A 17,016-nucleotide genomic window follows, 5' to 3' on the forward strand; every position below is an offset into this window, starting at 1 on the left:
TTAATGATAATTCTGCAATTTGTATTAGAAACCAACTTGAAGTCCAAACGACAATGATGTTGCCAAAGGATAATTCCAGTCAGGATTCTCAGGGTCGGAGCATGTCAGGCTCTTGCTCTTTATAGTAAGCAGATTCTGTCCGGAAACATAAATGCGTGCACTTGACATCTTGACTTTTGACAAAACACTCTTAGGTATATTGTATCCAATCTGCAGAGTGCGGAGCTTCAGGTAAGAACCATTCTCCACGAAGTATGAAGAAGCCCTGCCCTCATCTGCAGTATTCATTGTGCTCAAGCGAGGAATCGACGAACTTGTATTGTTTGTGTTCCATGCGTTCAGCAGACGTGTTCCCTTGTTTGAGCCAGGGTCGTTAACAGCCCAGAAATCGGTCTGGAACTTCTGGTTGTTGTAGACGTCCTGATCGTAAACACCCTGCCAGAACATGCTGAAATCAAATCCCTTGTAGTTGAGAGCAATGTTCAGTCCGTAAGAGAATGCTGGCACTGGATCGTAAATCCAAGTCTGGTCGTCGGCATTAATGCTGCCACTGTGATCCAAATCCTTGTATTTCAGTCCACCGACACGTGCGTTTGGCTGTCCCGACTTGTCTACTTCCTCTTGAGTCTGGAATATTCCGTCAGCTACATATCCAACGATAGAACCGTATGACTTGCCGCTCTGTACGAGATTTTCTTTTGTAGTATGAGTATAAGCACCCGTTGTAGATGAAGGCAGATAAGTTACTTTGTTGCGGAAGAAATCCAAATTGCCGTTGACGTCGATTCCGAGTCCGTTAGCAAGTGTTGTGCGATAGCCCAAGCTGAACTCCATACCACAGTTGCGGAGCGACGGGCCGTTTTTCCAAGTGTTGCCACCCTCGCCCGTTGCACCGAGGTATGCAGGATTAATCAGCATGTCCTTCACATTCTTGATATAAGCATCGACAGTTCCGTAGAAACTGTTGTTGAACATCGTGAAGTCAACACCGACATTGTATTGTGTTGCCGATTCCCACTTCAAATTAGGGTTTGCAAGTTGTGTGGCGCGGTAACCTGAAGGGAAAGTGCCGGAACCTTGCAAGAACAGGTCGTAGGCTGTAGATGTAACGCGGTCCAATCCGTAGTCAGCGACATAAAGTCCAAACTGTGCGTTGTTGTCAATTGCCTGATTACCTGTCTGTCCCCATGACAGACGCAGCTTTGCATCGTCAAGCCATTCCTTTTTCAACAGATTAGAGAAGCGGAAGCCGAGAGATGCAGCAGGGAATGTACCCCAGCGGTGAGCCTTGCCGAAGCGTGAAGAACCGTCGTAGCGGATAGTAAAAGATGCAAGGAGAAGATCATCCCAGTTGTAGTTCACTTTTCCGAAGAATGATGCCAGACGATAGCCAAACTTAGCACCGCTATTGGTCATAGTTCCAGTTGCAGCATTTGGCCACATATAGTTTTTGTCTTCCAGGGCATATCCTTCAGAGTAGGCAGAGAAATCAATAACAGACTGTTTAGACATTTCGCTACCGACGAGGATGTCAAAATTGTGCTTACCTATTTTATTTACATACTGCGCAGTGTTAGACCAAGTCCAGTTGGTCTCGTTATTGTTGCTCAATGTTGTTTTGGCAATATCATTCCTTACGATGTCAGAATGGAAAGTGTTTGTCATCGCATTGATGAATGATGTCTTGAAGTCCAAACCGAAGTTTGAGCGGAGTGTCAATCCTTTGATAGGCTTCAGTTCTACAAATGCATTGCCGAATATGCGCCAGTAGTCGAGATTATTGTTACGGTTGTCGTATTGCTCGCGGCAAGGGTTCTGGCGGTCGGACATGCTGCCAACAGGACCTGCGAAAACCTTACTGTTCTCCTCGTATACAGGAACGATAGAAGGCATCTTCAACGCATTCTCCATAGGGTGGCAGTCTACTTGCGATGTGTAAGTAAGAGTGAGATTCTCGCCAACAGTAAGCATCTTGTTCAGATTCCATGAAGTATTCAGTCTTGCTGAGATATTCTGGAAATCGGTATATTTCAATACGCCCTCATTATTCTTGTATCCTAAAGAGAACATTGCGCTGTGCTTGTCGTTGGCATGCGATACCGATAAATCGTAATTCTGCATGAATCCGGTACGTGAGATAGCATCCAGCCAGTCGGTGTCAGAGAATCGCATTGTCTTCTTTGAGTTTATATATCCGTCGTACCTTCCGTTTATCGTATAGTTCTGATATTGGTTTGTTGCCGGATTCCAAACTGTGATAGGAGTACCGTTCTGTGCATTCAAATCAATGCCATAGTTTGCTGCATAGACAACAGGGTCGAGACCGTCGTTGAGAGCTGCCTGTGCCATGGCTGTAACATATTCGCCAGAATTGAGGAGTTTCATTTTCGACTGACTTGAATAGAATTGTGCGGTAAGGTTTGCTGAGAAGTCCACAGCCACCTTGTTACCCTTCTTTCCCTTCTTCGTCGTTATGATGATAACACCGTTTGAAGCTCTTGAACCATAGATAGAAGCCGAGGCTGCATCTTTCAACACCTGCATACTCTCGATATCATTAGTGTTGAGAGTGTTCAGTGCCATGTTTGTAGGTACACCATCTATAATATAAAGAGGATCTTGTGAAGAGTTGAAAGAACCAATACCACGGATACGTACCTTACCGCTACCAATAGGAGAACCGTCGGTTGTAACGGTCATACCGGCAACTCGTCCTTGCAAGGCACGCATCGGGTCTGTGTCAGAAGATGATTTCAGATTCTTTGTAGAAACGACAGATACAGAACCCGTCAAGTCGGCTTTCTTTTGGGTTGTATAGCCCGTTACGACAACTTCGTTCAGGTTGTTGGCAAGTTCAGCCAATTTTATTTTCATGTTTGGCTGTACTTTAACTTCCACTGTCTTGTAGCCGACATAAGATATGACAAGAGTTGCTCCCTGGTCAGCATCAAGCATGAAGTTACCGTCAAAGTCTGTTATAGTTCCCGACTTCGTTCCTTTTTCCATTATGGTTGCTCCGATTACTGTTTCACCAGCTTCGTCTGTAACCACACCGCTCACTTTAATTTTCTGTGCGTTGGCAGTAATGCTCATCGTCAGAAGTGAGAAGCTAATCAATACTTTTGATAGATTGCTCATAAGTTTTAATGGTTTTGTTAGTTGTTTGATTTTAGTGCTGCAAAGTTATATAATGTATTGATATCCAACAAGAACGGATGTTGCACAAACAGAAACGAATCGTTCATCGTATCATCTGTTGCATGTTTTGAACGATTTGTTGCAATCCTGCCGAGAAACAGACCACGATAGAGTCTCCTGAGATAAAGATTATGTATAGGGTTAAGTGCTGGGACAGACATTTACATTTAGTGTGGATGAGAACAACAAGATAACTTTCGGCGATTACTATGAATGGTTCACTGTAACAGAATAATTGTATTATACTCAATTTCTATAAGGTGGCGGGACGTTGGTCTTATTATTCAGACCAACGTTCCGCTTATTCTTTATTTATTACATGTTATTTCCATTATTTTGCTTAATTTTGAAGCGAAATAATAAATATGTAAATAGTAAGAGTATTATATGAGGCAGAGAGAGAACAGAAAGTCCTGCTATATAAAGGTATGGATAACGTTGGGGGTGGCAGTCATGTTGGTTCTTGCATTGTATGGAGCCAGCAGCTATATGCTTGACTATTCGCTCGGCTATCCGAAAGGGGAACGCATGACGGCGGAACACTGGAAGAACAGAACACGGAACGAATGTCCGTGGACTACGGCGTGGATGGATTCCATATACCGGAACCATTGCGTGAAGGACACGTTCCTCATTATGCCCTCCGGCTACAAGGCACACGCCATTTATCTTTATGCGCCAAAGGCAACAGACAAGACGGCAGTTGTGGTGCACGGCTATAAGGTGCGTGCCGAGGGAATGCTACACATCGCTTATCTATACAACCACGATTTGGGATATAATGTGCTCTTGCCCGACCTGTATGGACACGGACAGAGCGAGGGTGACCATATACAGATGGGGTGGCAGGACAGATGGGACGTGATAAGATGGGCGGAAGTGGCAAATAATGTGTTCAGAGCGTCAAGGTATTCATCCACAAAGCAAGTCATCCACGGCATCTCTATGGGTGCAGCCACCACGATGGCCGTGGCGGGTGAGAAGACTCCGGATTATGTGGAGTGTTTTGTTGAAGACTGTGGCTATACGAGCGTATGGGATGAGTTTGCAGGACAGCTGAAAGAGGAGTTCGGTCTGCCGTCGTTCCCGCTGATGAATACAACTTCCTGGCTTTGCCAACAGAGATACGGATGGTCGTTTGACGAGGCGCAGCAGATAAAGCAGGTGGAGCGCAGCACCAAACCGATGCTCTTCATCCACGGCGATGCCGACACCTACGTGCCCTACTCCATGCTCCGTCCGCTCTACGAGGCTAAGCGCCACGGCCGCAAAGCCATCTTCATAGCCAAGGATTCTGAACACGCCATGGCATACCGCGACCACCACAAAGAATACACAGAAAAGGTGAAAGAGTTTGTGGGGGAATGAAATAGCGAATGGTTTGCTTGCCAGAACCATTGGCAATATTAGTGCACCTACCATTCTGTGATACGTAAACTATATTAATAAAAAGTCCATTGGCAGAATTAAATATGCACTAAATTAATTCCGCCAACGGGTTATAATAAGGAATATGAGCATAAATAAGGATTTGACAAGAACTTCCCAAGAGCGAGATTTTACAGAAGTGGTGGATATAATAGTTCAGCATAGGAGTAAGGCGTCACGTGCAGTCAACGAACAATCTCTGCTTTGTGCATGGTATGTTGGAGGTTATGTTTCAATGAAACTGAAAAGCGAGGAATGGGGAAGTAAAGTCGTAGCCCAATTGTCTGAATATATTCGTTCCAACCGCCCTGATATCAAAGGCTTCAGCAAGAGAAACATTTACAACATGGTGATGTTTTATGATGAATATTCATCTGAAGTTTTTGCTGTAGCTATAAGAAAATATATGACGGATAAATTTGTGCAGTCGGAAACTGCACAAATAGGATTTAAGCAAGGAGAGGCTATAACTGTGCAGTCACAAATTGGACAAATGCCCGACATCTTGGCACTGACAACTTTGACAAACCATATTGAGATATTGTGTAGGTGTAAAAGTGTAGAAGAACGGTTATTCTACATTCTTTATGCCCATAAAGAGCATTTGTTTGTACGCGAACTGCAACGCTGTATATCGAACCATACATATTCAGCGTTATTGAGTAACAAAACTAATCTGTCGAAAGGTCTGCTTGAAACTTATCCCAAATCTCCGATAATGTTCAAAGATACATACTTCGTGGATTTCCTCAACTTGCCAAAAAAACATAGCGAATCGAAGCTGAAGCATGACTTGATAGAACACATGAAGCAGTTTATTCTTGAATTGGGTAAGGACTTTATCTTTATGGATCAAGAGTATCGCTTAAATGTCGGTGCTTCTTCGTTTAAGGCTGATTTACTGTTCTTCCATCGTGGGCTTCAAGCTCTCGTTGCTGTGGAATTGAAGAAAACAAAGTTCCACCCACGCGACCTTGGTCAGTTGGAGTTTTACCTGGAGGCTCTTGACCGCGATGTGAAGCGTTCAAACGAGAACCCATCTATTGGCATAATATTATGCCCCGATGCAGACAAGGTGGTTGTTGAATATGCCATGAGTCGCAGCATGAGTCCAACAATGATTGCTGAGTATAAGCGTATCTTGATACCACAGGAGCAAATGCAGCAGCAATTAAGAGAGTTCTGCCAGTTTTTTATGAATGAGGATAAAGCAGAAAAGTAAGGAAAACAATGGTTAATGAGATTGTTGTGAGCCGAGAACAGGGAAATCTGAGTAAACTTGATAACATCTTTAAACCCGAATCGGTCATCAGGTCGTCTTGGATTGAAGCATCAGACTACCGACCTGATGAAAATGAATGGACTCAAAACAATATAAAAGGGATTTTTTCGTTTTTAACGTTGAGATGCTGTAACTTTGCACCAGTAAGCAGACGGATGACCCGACGGACAAAGAGCGGCAACCTATTTATCACCAAGGAACTGTCCATAACTGCAAAACAAGGACAGACTCCCCATAAAAGACAAGAATGAGAAAAATCTTTTTATACCTCATACTGAGCATCGTGGCGACCGCCACGGCAACCGCACAGGAGAGCCAGACGGAATACAACTTCCTGAGGCTGCCCGTGAGCGCTCATGCGGCAGCCCTCGGTGGCGACAACGTGAGCATCATAGAAGACGACCCGTCGCTCACGTTCAGCAACCCAGCACTGCTGTCGTCGGTAAGCGACAAGACGCTGAACCTCAACTTCATGACATATATGGAGGGGGCGATAACGGGAAGCGCGGCATTCAACAGGGTGGTAAACGACAAGGCATCGTGGGCGGTTCTGGGACAATACATCAACTACGGCAAGATGAAGGAAACTGACCAGAACAACGTCCAGACGGGAGAATTCTCTGCACAGGAGATTGCACTTGCAGGAACCTTCAGCTATATGCTGGCAAAAAACCTCGCCGGAGGTATAACGGCAAGATGGGTGGCATCGTATATCGGCGGATACAGCTCTATGGCGGCTGGCATAGACCTGGGACTGAACTACTACGACCCGGAGTCGGAGTTCTCAGTGTCGGCAGTGGCTAAGAACCTCGGCGGACAGTTCAAGGCATACGACGAGGACTACGGCAAGATGCCGCTCGACCTGCAGATAGGAGCGAGCAAGAGATTCGCAAACATGCCGTTCAGAATCTCGGCAACGCTCGTTGACCTCAACCACTGGGACTACAGCTTCATAAACCACCTCGTGTGTGGAGTGGAACTGATACTCTCCGACCAGTTTTATGTGGCCGGAGGATACAACTTCCGTCGTGCACACGACATGAAGATAGCCGAGGGCACTGGCGAGGACGCCTCAAAGAGCAGCCACGGAGCCGGACTGTCGTTCGGAGCCGGAATGCAGTTGGAGAGGTTCAAGCTGCAGGTGGGATATGCCAAATACCACGTGTCGGCCAACTCGCTGCTCGTCAACGTGTCGTATTCTCTGTAATGACAAAACTCAAAACACCATAAAGAAAGAAATGGAAGCAAAGAACAATCGCATCGTTATCGCCATCGACGGATTCTCATCCTGCGGAAAGAGCACGATGGCAAAAGACCTCGCCAAGGATTTGGGATATATATATGTGGACACAGGAGCTATGTATCGCTCGGTGACGCTCTATGCCATGCGCCACGGCATGTTTGCCGCCGACAACACGATAGACACCGAAGCCCTGCAGAAGGCGATGCCGGAGATAAACATATCATTCAGACTGAACACCGGAACCGGCCGCCCCGACACTTATCTCAACGGAGAATGCGTGGAGAAGGAGATACGCTCGATGGAGGTGTCGAGCCATGTGAGCCCGGTTGCCGCCCTGCCTTTCGTACGCCAGGCTCTCGTGAGACAGCAGCAGGAGATGGGCAAGGAGAAGGGCATCGTGATGGATGGCAGAGATATCGGCACTGTGGTATTCCCCGACGCCGAACTGAAAATCTTCGTCACGGCATCTGCCGAGGTACGCGCCCAGCGCCGCTACGACGAACTGAAGCAGAAGGGTATGGCTGCCGACTTCAACGAGATATTGAAGAACGTGGAGGAGCGTGACTATATCGACACACATCGCGAGACTTCGCCTCTGAAACAGGCCGACGATGCCTTGGTGCTCGACAACAGCAACATGACAATCCCCGAACAGAAGGAATGGCTGAAACAGAAGTTTGAGGAAACGATGGAAAAGCTGGGATAAAGATATCCTAAGAAGAAGACAAAAGGTATGGGACTAAGCAAAAGTCTCATACCTTTTATTATATATACTAATATGACACAAGATTGATTCATTGGGCAAGAGTCTTCTATTATTCTTTATTCCAAATCAGTAATCAGACAGATCGGGGGTTATCCTTGTTCGCCATTCAATATCTTCTGCATACACTCCTCCATGAGCCACTTGGGGGTGCTCGTGGCTCCGCAGATTCCTATCGTGGCGGCACCATGGAGCCACTCGTCGCATATCTCTCCCGGTCCCTCAATGAGGTGTGTATTGGGATTGATGCGCAGACATTCGTTGAAGAGCACCCTGCCGTTGCTGCTCTTTCTGCCACACACAAAGAGCACAAGATCATGGCGCGAGGCGAAGCTGCTGACATTAGGCATACGGTTTGCCACCTGTCGGCAGATGGTGTCGAAGCTGCGGAACGTGGCGTCGGGCGAGATGTGGCATTGTATGTAGTCGATGATGCGGTGGAACTCGTCGAGCGACTTGGTGGTCTGCGAATACAGATATATGTCGCGGGAGAAGTCGAGCGTCTTCACATCGTCGAAATGGGCTATCACGCGGGCGCTGCCCTGGGTCTGTCCCACAAGACCGAGCACTTCGGCATGTCCGGGTTTGCCGAATATCACTATCTGCGCTTCGCCATGGGCGTCATACTGACTCTTTATGCGACGCTGCAGCTGTAGCACCACAGGACATGTGGCGTCGATTATCTCTATGCCGTTGCGCTCCGCCATGGCATAGGTCTCCGGCGGTTCGCCGTGGGCTCTGAGCAGCACCTTGACATTGCGCAGGCGCTCCATCTCATCATGGTTGATAGTGACTAGTCCGAGTTTCTTCAGCCGCTCACACTCCATACTGTTGTGCACGATGTCACCCAGACAATAGAGCGTGCCACCGTTGGCAAGTTCCTCTTCCGCCTTGCGAATGGCAGTGGTGACACCGAAGCAGAAACCACTCCCGCTGTCTATCTCTACCGCAGGCGACGCATTGCCACAGGAATGGGTATGCTGTGTCACCTCTTTTCCGTTGTTTCTATCCATCACAGTTTCTTGAAATAAATGTCGAGAAGGTCGCGGGCAGCTGCGAAGCTGGTCTTCTGTCCGAGCAGCACACTGTTCTCGTATGCCTGCAGTCTCTGCTGAATATCAGGATTGTTGTAGAAGCTGTTGCGCAGTTGCTCGTTTATCGTCTCATACATCCAGTATTTGTTCTGCTCGTTGCGACGATAGTCAAAGTATCCGTTACCTTTCACGAAGTCGAAATACTCATATATCATATCCCACACCTCCTTGACGCCTGTTCCATAGAAACCACTGTAGCAAAGCACCTTCGGCACCCATCCGCTGTCTGATGGCGGGAAGAAATGCAGGGCGTTGCGGAAGTTGGTGGCTGCGATGTGACACTTGTCCACGTTGCTGCCGTCGCATTTGTTTATCACTATTCCGTCGGAAATCTCCATTATGCCTCGCTTGATGCCCTGCAGTTCGTCGCCGGTTCCTGCAAGTTGGATGAGGAGGAAGAAGTCTACCATGGAATGACAGGCTGTCTCGCTCTGCCCCACTCCCACGGTCTCCACGAAAATCTTGTCGTAGCCGGCTGCCTCGCATAGGATTATCGACTCACGGGTCTTGCGTGCCACACCGCCGAGGGATCCTGCCGTAGGACTGGGACGGATGAACGACTCCTTCCTTACCGACAGTTTCTCCATACGGGTCTTGTCGCCGAGGATACTTCCCTTGGAGCGCTCCGAACTGGGGTCGATGGCGAGCACGGCGAGCTTGCCGCCGGTGCGGTCGAGGACATGCACTCCAAACTCGTCTATCGACGTGCTTTTTCCTGCTCCCGGCACACCGCTGATACCGATGCGGATGGATTTGCCGCTATATGGCAGACATTTGTCTATCACCTCCTGCGCCTTCTGCTGATGGTCCGGATTGACACTCTCTACGAGGGTCACTGCCTGTGAGAGCACGGTGACGTCGCCCTTCACGATTCCTTCCACCATTTCGGCAACGGAGAGTTCGCGGCGCTGGAAGCGGCTGCGCTTCAGATATGGGTTTATGATGGAGGGCTGCGCCACACCTTGGTTCACCTGCAGCCCCACGTATTCTTTACTGTTCTCTGGATGGTCCATACTGTGTATTTAGATTAAGATTATCGTGTTTTCAGTTTCATTTTCACTACCACCTTCGGCTGTTTCGGGTCGTTGGTGATGATCAGCACACGCGGTTTGCTTCTGGCGTTGCGCAGCTGCTTCTTGTTCAGCGTCACCTTCAGTTTTGCCTGTTCGCCCGGCTTTATCTTCGTCTTGTTGAGCTTCACGCTCATGCCGGTGGTGAACATCTGCATCGAACGGATGTCGAGCACCGAACGTCCGGTGTTCTCTATTATCACCGTTTCGGTCTTGCTTGGCTTTTCGCCGAAGTCACCGAAATCGAGTTCCGTGGCAGAGAGCTTTATGCTCGGTGCGTTGGCGAGCTGCGTCTCCGACATATTGTCGAAATCTGGCAGCAAGACGGCAGAGACAGATATTTCCTTGTCGATACTCACCTTCTCGCCCGGTTTCTTGGCGAGGAACACGGAGGTCTGTGTCAGTCCGAAGTCGCGCAGCTTCTTGGAGTTGAGTTTCAGCGTGGCAACGCCGGTCTTGCCCGGAGCGATGTTGGTCGGCGACACACTTGCCGTGAGATAAGCCGGAAGATGCATCACCACAGGACTGATAGTCTCGCCCGTGTTGTTCTTGATATGGATGAGCTGCACGGGATAGTCGCCACGGTTCACGTCGTCGAACTCCACATCGTTCTTGTCCACCATCATACCATCGATCTTGTGTTCGAAGGTACCAGTGAAATCAGATATTTCATCCACCACCACTCCTTTCATCTTGAGATAGAAAGGATGCTTGGAGGAATTGCAGAAGAGCGCCACTTCCTTCTCGAAGTGTCCGAGTTGGCGTGCATCGTAGGTTGCCGTAACAGTGAAGCTGTCGCCCTTGAGGATTGCCGTACGCGGATAGTCCACCGTGGTGCATCCGCAGCTCACCCTCACCTGGTCGATGTTCAGTTCGCTACCCTTGTTGGTGAGTTCAAACTTCACCGTAACAGGGGTTTCATACATCACGCTGCCACAGTCTACTATCTCATTCTTTGCCGTTATGCGCTGCGCCATGGCATCAACCGACGCCATAGCCAGCAAGGATAATATCATCGTTTTGTTATTCATCTATTAAATATCTGTTTTTATATGTCTGTTATTCTATATGGTGTCGTATCTGACATTCTATCTGACAATACCGGCTGACATTCTATCGTGCCGATACTATCATTTCACAATCTTCAGCTCCATGCCGCCGGCCCTGCCGGAGAATTCAGGAGAGTAGGCACACTGCACGGTACATGTTCCGGCGGTGTAGTTTCCTGCACGGTCGATATAGTACTCCGTCTCCACCACGTGCTCGCCTTTCGAGAGACGGTCGAAGTAGTAATGGGTGGCGTTGTCCTTCGGTGTGCAGTAGTATCCCCATCCGTATCCGCTGGTCTGCGCCACTGGCTCCATACATGCCGCACGCTTGTCTACTACCTGCACGAAGTCGTAGTCGCGGTCGGCGGTGATGGTGATGCGCACAGCGATGCGGTCGCCCACATTGAGAGCGCCACCCTTGGCAGCCTTGCCGTTTTCCGGAACCATCACCTGGCGAACCACCTTGATGCCCGACTTGCTGTCGGCGATGTCGGCAGCCGCCTGCGTGAACTGTGCATAGGCAGCTCCCCATGATGTTCCCTCACCGGTCTTGGTCAGCGTGAGAGAGATCTGCTTGTCGATGTCGTATACCACCTTGGTATATCCCAGTCCGGCAGAAGCCTTAGGCAGCGACTTGTTCTTGCCGTCTACGGCAAGCGTCATGGATTCCTCCTTGTCAGAAGACAGCTTTTTATAGTTGCCGTCGAGGAAGGCATACACGGCGTTTACAGTATTTATCGGTGTGTCCCAAGCCTGTGTGCGCTTGCTCTGCAGGAGCCATAGGCGCATCTGGTTTATGGTCTCCGTGTCGGCAGGGTCTACAGCCTTCAGAGCCTCTATCGCAGCAGTCTGGGTAGGAATGCGATAGTCGAACCACGAGTATCCGGCATGCCATGTGTCGAAATATGTTCCCATGCCCGGCTTCGTCACCGTATACTGGCGTATGCTCTCCACATACTCCTTTGCCTTCTTAGCCTTGCCGTCTCCATTGAGCACCACAGCCATGAGCGCCTTTGAATAGATGTCGCGGTGGCGATCAGCCTCAAGATATTTGAGGAGATAGTTCTTCAGCTCCACATAATCGGAGTCATAGAAAGGATTCTTGCCGAGCAGTGTGTTTATATATAGATACTGTATGGCATGGTAGTCGCAGATCATCGGTTTCTGTCCCTTCTTTTCCATACGTTTCATTTCCTCAAACTCCTTCATCACGACTGTTCTGAGATAGTCCATTCCATTCTCTATCATCTTGGCCGTGGCTTTCTGATAGCCTGCCATCACATTGAGACGGGCGAGGGTCTGCAACACCTGTGCCGTTATGCTTGCCGAACCTCTCATTCCTCGCCACCAGCTCCATGAGCCGTCGCTATTCTGGAGGTCTTTCAGGTCTTTGAGCTGCGAAGCCAGCCGGTAGTCCATCGCCGACTCGTCGAAGAATGTGGTGAGCATCCTCTTCTGGTCAGCCTCGTTGTCGGCATCCATCACCCATGGCGTCTCGTCGAGCACGAGGGTCTTCAGTTCCTGGTTGCGCTGCAGAGCACTCATCAGGCTGTTGTCGCTGCCTGCCGGCTCCTGTTTCCAGATGTTTACCACCTGCTTTATCACCGGCGACTGGTTCATGATATATCGTCCGAGGGCGTTGGCATAATAAGCCGTTGAAAGGGATATGGCGTTCTTGTAGTCCACTGTCGAGATATACGGCAGCGTCTGTATCATGAGCCATGACGGGTTGGCGGTATATTCCACGGTGAGTTTCTTGTCCTCTACCCCCTTCGGGAAGAGGTCAGTCATGGCCACTGTCTTCTCGCCGCTGCCGGTGAAGGTGAACGGCACGGTATTCATCACTCTCTCTCTGCTCGGCAACACCGGCAGATAATGCTGCTCACCGTCGCTGAAGCCTTTTCCCTCTGCCGTGATGCGGCATACGAGGAGCGGAGTGTCGCCCTGAGCTTCGAAACTGAAGTCCACGTTTGCAGTGGCATTGGCGTTGATGGTCACGTTCTGCTTCTTCTCGCATACCACTCTTTCCGTCTCCGGGTCGAGGAGCTGCATTCTTACGAGGGCTGCAACCGGCTTGTCGGTGGCATTTGCCACACGGGCTGCCATCGTAGCCTTGTCGCCCTCTCTCACGAAGCGCGGCACATTAGGCATCACCATCACCTTCTTGCTCGCCACTGCCTCGCTCTCTATCATTCCGAAGTTCATCTCCTTGTCGTGGGCAAAGCCGCGGAAGTTCCATGTGGTGACGCTCTCCGGCAACGTGAACACTATATCCACATTGCCGTCCTTGTCGGCATAGAGGGCAGGATAGAAGAAGGCTGTCTCGTTGAGGTTCTCGCGAATCTGCGGCACGGCAGCAGAGGCTCTCTCTTCACCGTCGGCATTCTCCACGCCAGCCGAGCCTCTGTCGGAGGCATCGTTACCAAGCGGAGCAAAGTCAAAGGTTTTCGCCTTTTCTTCTTTTGACTTCAATACAGTAGCAGTTTCTTCTACTGCTTCGCCTCGGATAGAAACGGAATTCTTTGCACTTCCCATGACTCTGCGTGGAAGTGAAACCCTGTCATCACTTCTGTCATTAAGCATCAGCATCCAGCTCAGTATGGAAACAGAATTGTCCAATGTATTGAGATCAAACGATTTTCCATTCATCACAGGCATCGTCTGCCATGAAGACAATCCGTTTTCTGTTATCTCCGGCAACATTCTCCATCTGGTGTAGGGACTGTTCTGCGACAGGTTGAGACTAAAGTTGAAGCTGGTCTTCACTATCTGTTCGAGCGACTTGTCATACATCAGAGCCAGAAGCTGACCGTTGTTCTGACCGTCAGTGCTGGCGTTGCGCTTGTTTATCACGTCGTTCACTTTCGGACGCGAGATGTTGAGCGTCCATTTCTCTTTCTGTCCCGGTGTGAGTCTGTCGCGGAAGGTCACCCATTTCAGGTCGAGCCTCTTGTCCTCCAGCGGTCTTGTGATGGTGAACTTATGGCTGTATGCCTTGCCATCCTTCACCCACAGATAGTTGAGGAGCACCGCCTCGCCATATTCTTCCTTATAGGTAAGCGAGATGGTCTTGACGGCATTGCTCAGACTGAAGGTTCCGCTCTCCAGTTCTTTGTCGTTGGAGATGATGGAATAGCGCACGAGGGTGTTGTCGCACGACGTGCCCACCTGCACATAAACCGGTTTGCCATCTCTCGGGAACTCCTTGCTTGATATGTATGCCCAGTCTGGCGTATCGGCTGCCGGACGCTTGTCGTCTATGCCGAAGAGCACGAACTCACGCATCACGGTGTCGTTGCCGCATGTTGCCCACAGCTGGTGTCTGCCGGAGAGTATGCCACTGGTTTTCCGCCAGTCTATCTTAATGTTTTCATTGGCTTTCGCCGTATATTTCTTTGTCTGTGAGTCGAACCAGTATGTCACCTTTCCGTCAATCTGTTTTGCAGAAGCATTGTAGCGGTTGAAGACAACTGTCGCCACACTGTCTTTAATCACCTTCTCCGGCAAATCCAATTTCAGTTCGGTGGCTCTCGATCCCAACACGATGCTCGTCTCGGCTGAATGGCTCTCGCCTCCGTTGTCGGTCACTGTGGCTGTGGCAGTGAAGCGATAGCGTGTCTGCCATACGAATCTGCCAGGCGTCTTCACATCGTAGCCTTCGTTGTCTGCCTGATAGTCGGCTGGCAATACCACCGGGATGCGCACCTCAAACCTACCCTTTGAGTCGGTCATTACGGTGTCGGTCAGCATCTGCTGGGCATCGTTGTTCGCCCCATAGTAATACCTGAACCAGCTGGAGCATCTGCGCTGCACGTCGTATGCCACCTTTGCACCAGGCACCGGCACACCGCTGAATGTCATCGCCGTACCGCCCACCACAAGGGTGTCGCCATCGTGGTATTCGTCGGTCACCTCGTCGAACTTCACATCAAAGGTTGGCCGCTTGTATTCTTCCACCCGGAATGCCGCATATCCCGTGCCGTTGCCCATGCATCTAACCGAGAACCTGCCGCTCAAGACATTGCCGCCGGGCAGATTGAAGTCTACTGATGCCGTGCCATAGTCGTCGGTTGTCGCCTTCTTCTCTGCCAGCACCTTGTTGTTGGCATCACTGAGGGTGAATTTGAGTTCTGCTCCGGTCGTCACCTTTGATGAATGCAGTCCTTCCTGCTTGTATGCCACGGCAGACACATGCACTGTCTGTCCCGGACGATAGATGGAACGGTCGGTGAAGAGTGACACCACGCTGCGATGGATCTTGTCGCCATAATAGTTGAACCTGTTCCACTCGCGTTCGCCCATCATATAGTTGTCGGTATCGGTATAGGCTCTTACGCAATCATAGTATGGCTCCTGGCTGTTCGTCACCACTTCGCCTTTCTCATCAGCGGTCAGCGTTGAAATCACCTTGTTGTCGCGCCACAACTGCAGTTTTGCGCCGGCAAGCGGCTGTCCGGTAGTGGCGCTCATGATGGCGTATCTCACCTTGTCGCCCGGCAATGGCAGACTACCAACAAATACATCGGAGACAGTGAAAACGGCATTTATCGGTTTCAGCTTCTTGTTGTCTGCCTCAACCACCACATAATACATTCCCGGCTGCATCTTCGGCAGCTTCGCATAGAGTTTGTTGATGTCGTATTCGTTTTCGTAAACCACCGGCAGGTCAATCACCACCTTCGACTTCTCGATGATGAGTTTCTTTGCCTTGTCTATGTTGAAATTGTTTGTCCTGTCGTCGAGATACGACTTGGTATCCAGTCGGTAAATGCTGACTGTTAGATGTTTCAGATTGCGTGCCTCGATGCTCAGGGTGTCTTCACGGTTCGGCAGATAGGTGTTTCCTACATTCATTTCGAATCCCGGCCGCACCATCTCCGCATAGTATCGCTCAAACCGGTTTATACCTTTCCAAGCTGCCCATTTCTGCTTGGCAAACATGATATAATCCACTTCCTGTTTCGGTGTTACATCCTGACAGTCTGCCATGTAATCGTATTTTGCGATAGCCACCTCGCCACATTCCTTCAGGTCGCCATAGAGAGCCACCAGGGAGTCGAGGCTTGCCAGATAGGTATTACCCTTGATGACCTTTTTCACGGGATTGGCCTTGACTCTCTTTTCGAGCATCCAAAGAGCTGTGACGAGCGAAGCCCTGCGGTTGCCCGCCTTGTTATAATAGTCATTGAGAAGGGCGTAACGCTCTGAGTAATAACCTACCAGACTGAGCAGGTCGTTTCCGAATATCTCGCTGTCGACGCCTTCACTCACAAACGGTGCATAATCGAGCGCCTTCTTTGATGCAAGCATTTCGGGATCGGCAAGTGCCTTGTCGAAATACTCGCGACTGAGTTTCTTGCTGTCAGATTTGTAGTGACTTTTAGCAACAAGAGAATAGCTGCAGCCAAGGGCACAGTTGTATACCGCAGCCAAGGCGGGGTCTACTGCTGAGGCTTCGCCCGCAGCCTTCTTCAAGGCGGACAGTTCTGACTGGAACAATTCATCTGAAATGCCCGATGCAGTCGCTACTTTATCAAACTCCGCTTTCAGCAGGTTGCCATAGCTCTTGCCGGCTTTTGCCTGGGCGATTATCTTGTTCAGAATCTTGATCTGCGTCTTTGGCAAATCCTTGGTCTCGGCCTCATTGTATTGTTTCCACAATGAGGTGTAGCCGTCGGCGAAAAGTACCAACGGGAACATCAAAGACAAAACGAATGAAACAATGGCCTTCTTCATATCATTCAATTTTTAGTTTGAGGTTGTAAAGTTACGATTTGTTTTTGACAAGAGCAAATTTTTCAGGAGTTTTAGGTAATGGTAAAAAAATAGCTTGACCAATTTTGAGGAAATAAGGATTTCTATTCTTATGCTCTGTCTTTTTGCCGTTTT

9 protein-coding genes are annotated in these 17,016 nt (G+C 49.4%); 4 read left to right on the forward strand and 5 right to left on the reverse strand.

Features of this window, described 5'->3' with window-relative positions:
* Positions 1-24: 24 nt before the first annotated feature.
* The gene (locus CCC32_RS01515) at positions 25-3,138 is read right to left on the reverse strand and encodes a SusC/RagA family TonB-linked outer membrane protein (RefSeq protein WP_278840326.1); all 3,114 of its coding nucleotides are present in this window, start codon (positions 3,136-3,138) and stop codon (positions 25-27) included.
* Between the two features lie 447 nt (positions 3,139-3,585).
* Between CCC32_RS01515 and CCC32_RS01520 the strand changes: the two genes are divergently transcribed.
* The 4 genes from CCC32_RS01520 (at position 3,586) to cmk (ending at position 7,857) form a co-directional block, all read left to right on the forward strand.
* Positions 3,586-4,566: an alpha/beta hydrolase gene (locus tag CCC32_RS01520; protein WP_287071771.1), complete on the forward strand. Its 981-nt coding sequence runs from the start codon at positions 3,586-3,588 to the stop codon at positions 4,564-4,566.
* Between the two features lie 145 nt (positions 4,567-4,711).
* Positions 4,712-5,848: a PDDEXK nuclease domain-containing protein gene (locus tag CCC32_RS01525; protein WP_022317428.1), complete on the forward strand. Its 1,137-nt coding sequence runs from the start codon at positions 4,712-4,714 to the stop codon at positions 5,846-5,848.
* A gap of 307 nt (positions 5,849-6,155) precedes the next feature.
* Positions 6,156-7,115, forward strand: coding sequence for a type IX secretion system protein PorQ (gene porQ / locus CCC32_RS01530; RefSeq protein ID WP_022317429.1), 960 nt, complete (start codon positions 6,156-6,158; stop codon positions 7,113-7,115).
* Between the two features lie 31 nt (positions 7,116-7,146).
* Complete coding sequence (gene cmk / locus CCC32_RS01535; RefSeq protein WP_287071774.1) at positions 7,147-7,857, forward strand: (d)CMP kinase; 711 nt, start codon at positions 7,147-7,149, stop codon at positions 7,855-7,857.
* Positions 7,858-8,006: 149 nt separating this feature from the next.
* On the opposite strand, the gene CCC32_RS01540 is transcribed toward cmk, so the two are convergent.
* From CCC32_RS01540 to CCC32_RS01555, 4 genes are all read right to left on the reverse strand, one after another.
* A complete protein-coding gene (locus CCC32_RS01540) occupies positions 8,007-8,927 on the reverse strand; it encodes a 4-hydroxy-3-methylbut-2-enyl diphosphate reductase (RefSeq protein WP_022317431.1) in 921 nt (306 codons plus the stop codon).
* Positions 8,927-10,021 (reverse strand): methylmalonyl Co-A mutase-associated GTPase MeaB, encoded by a 1,095-nt coding sequence (meaB, locus tag CCC32_RS01545; protein ID WP_022317432.1) that lies wholly within the window; start codon positions 10,019-10,021, stop codon positions 8,927-8,929. Before meaB ends, CCC32_RS01540 begins: the two co-directional genes overlap by 1 nt.
* A gap of 20 nt (positions 10,022-10,041) precedes the next feature.
* On the reverse strand, positions 10,042-11,109 hold the full coding sequence (locus CCC32_RS01550; protein ID WP_287071783.1) for a DUF1573 domain-containing protein: 1,068 nt from the start codon (positions 11,107-11,109) through the stop codon (positions 10,042-10,044).
* Positions 11,110-11,208: 99 nt separating this feature from the next.
* Positions 11,209-16,863 (reverse strand): alpha-2-macroglobulin family protein, encoded by a 5,655-nt coding sequence (locus CCC32_RS01555; RefSeq protein ID WP_287071786.1) that lies wholly within the window; start codon positions 16,861-16,863, stop codon positions 11,209-11,211.
* Positions 16,864-17,016 lie beyond the last annotated feature (153 nt).

Origin of the sequence: Prevotella sp. LMAG:51, assembly GCF_008680225.1 — a bacterium.
Taxonomy (GTDB): domain Bacteria; phylum Bacteroidota; class Bacteroidia; order Bacteroidales; family Bacteroidaceae; genus Prevotella; species Prevotella pectinovora.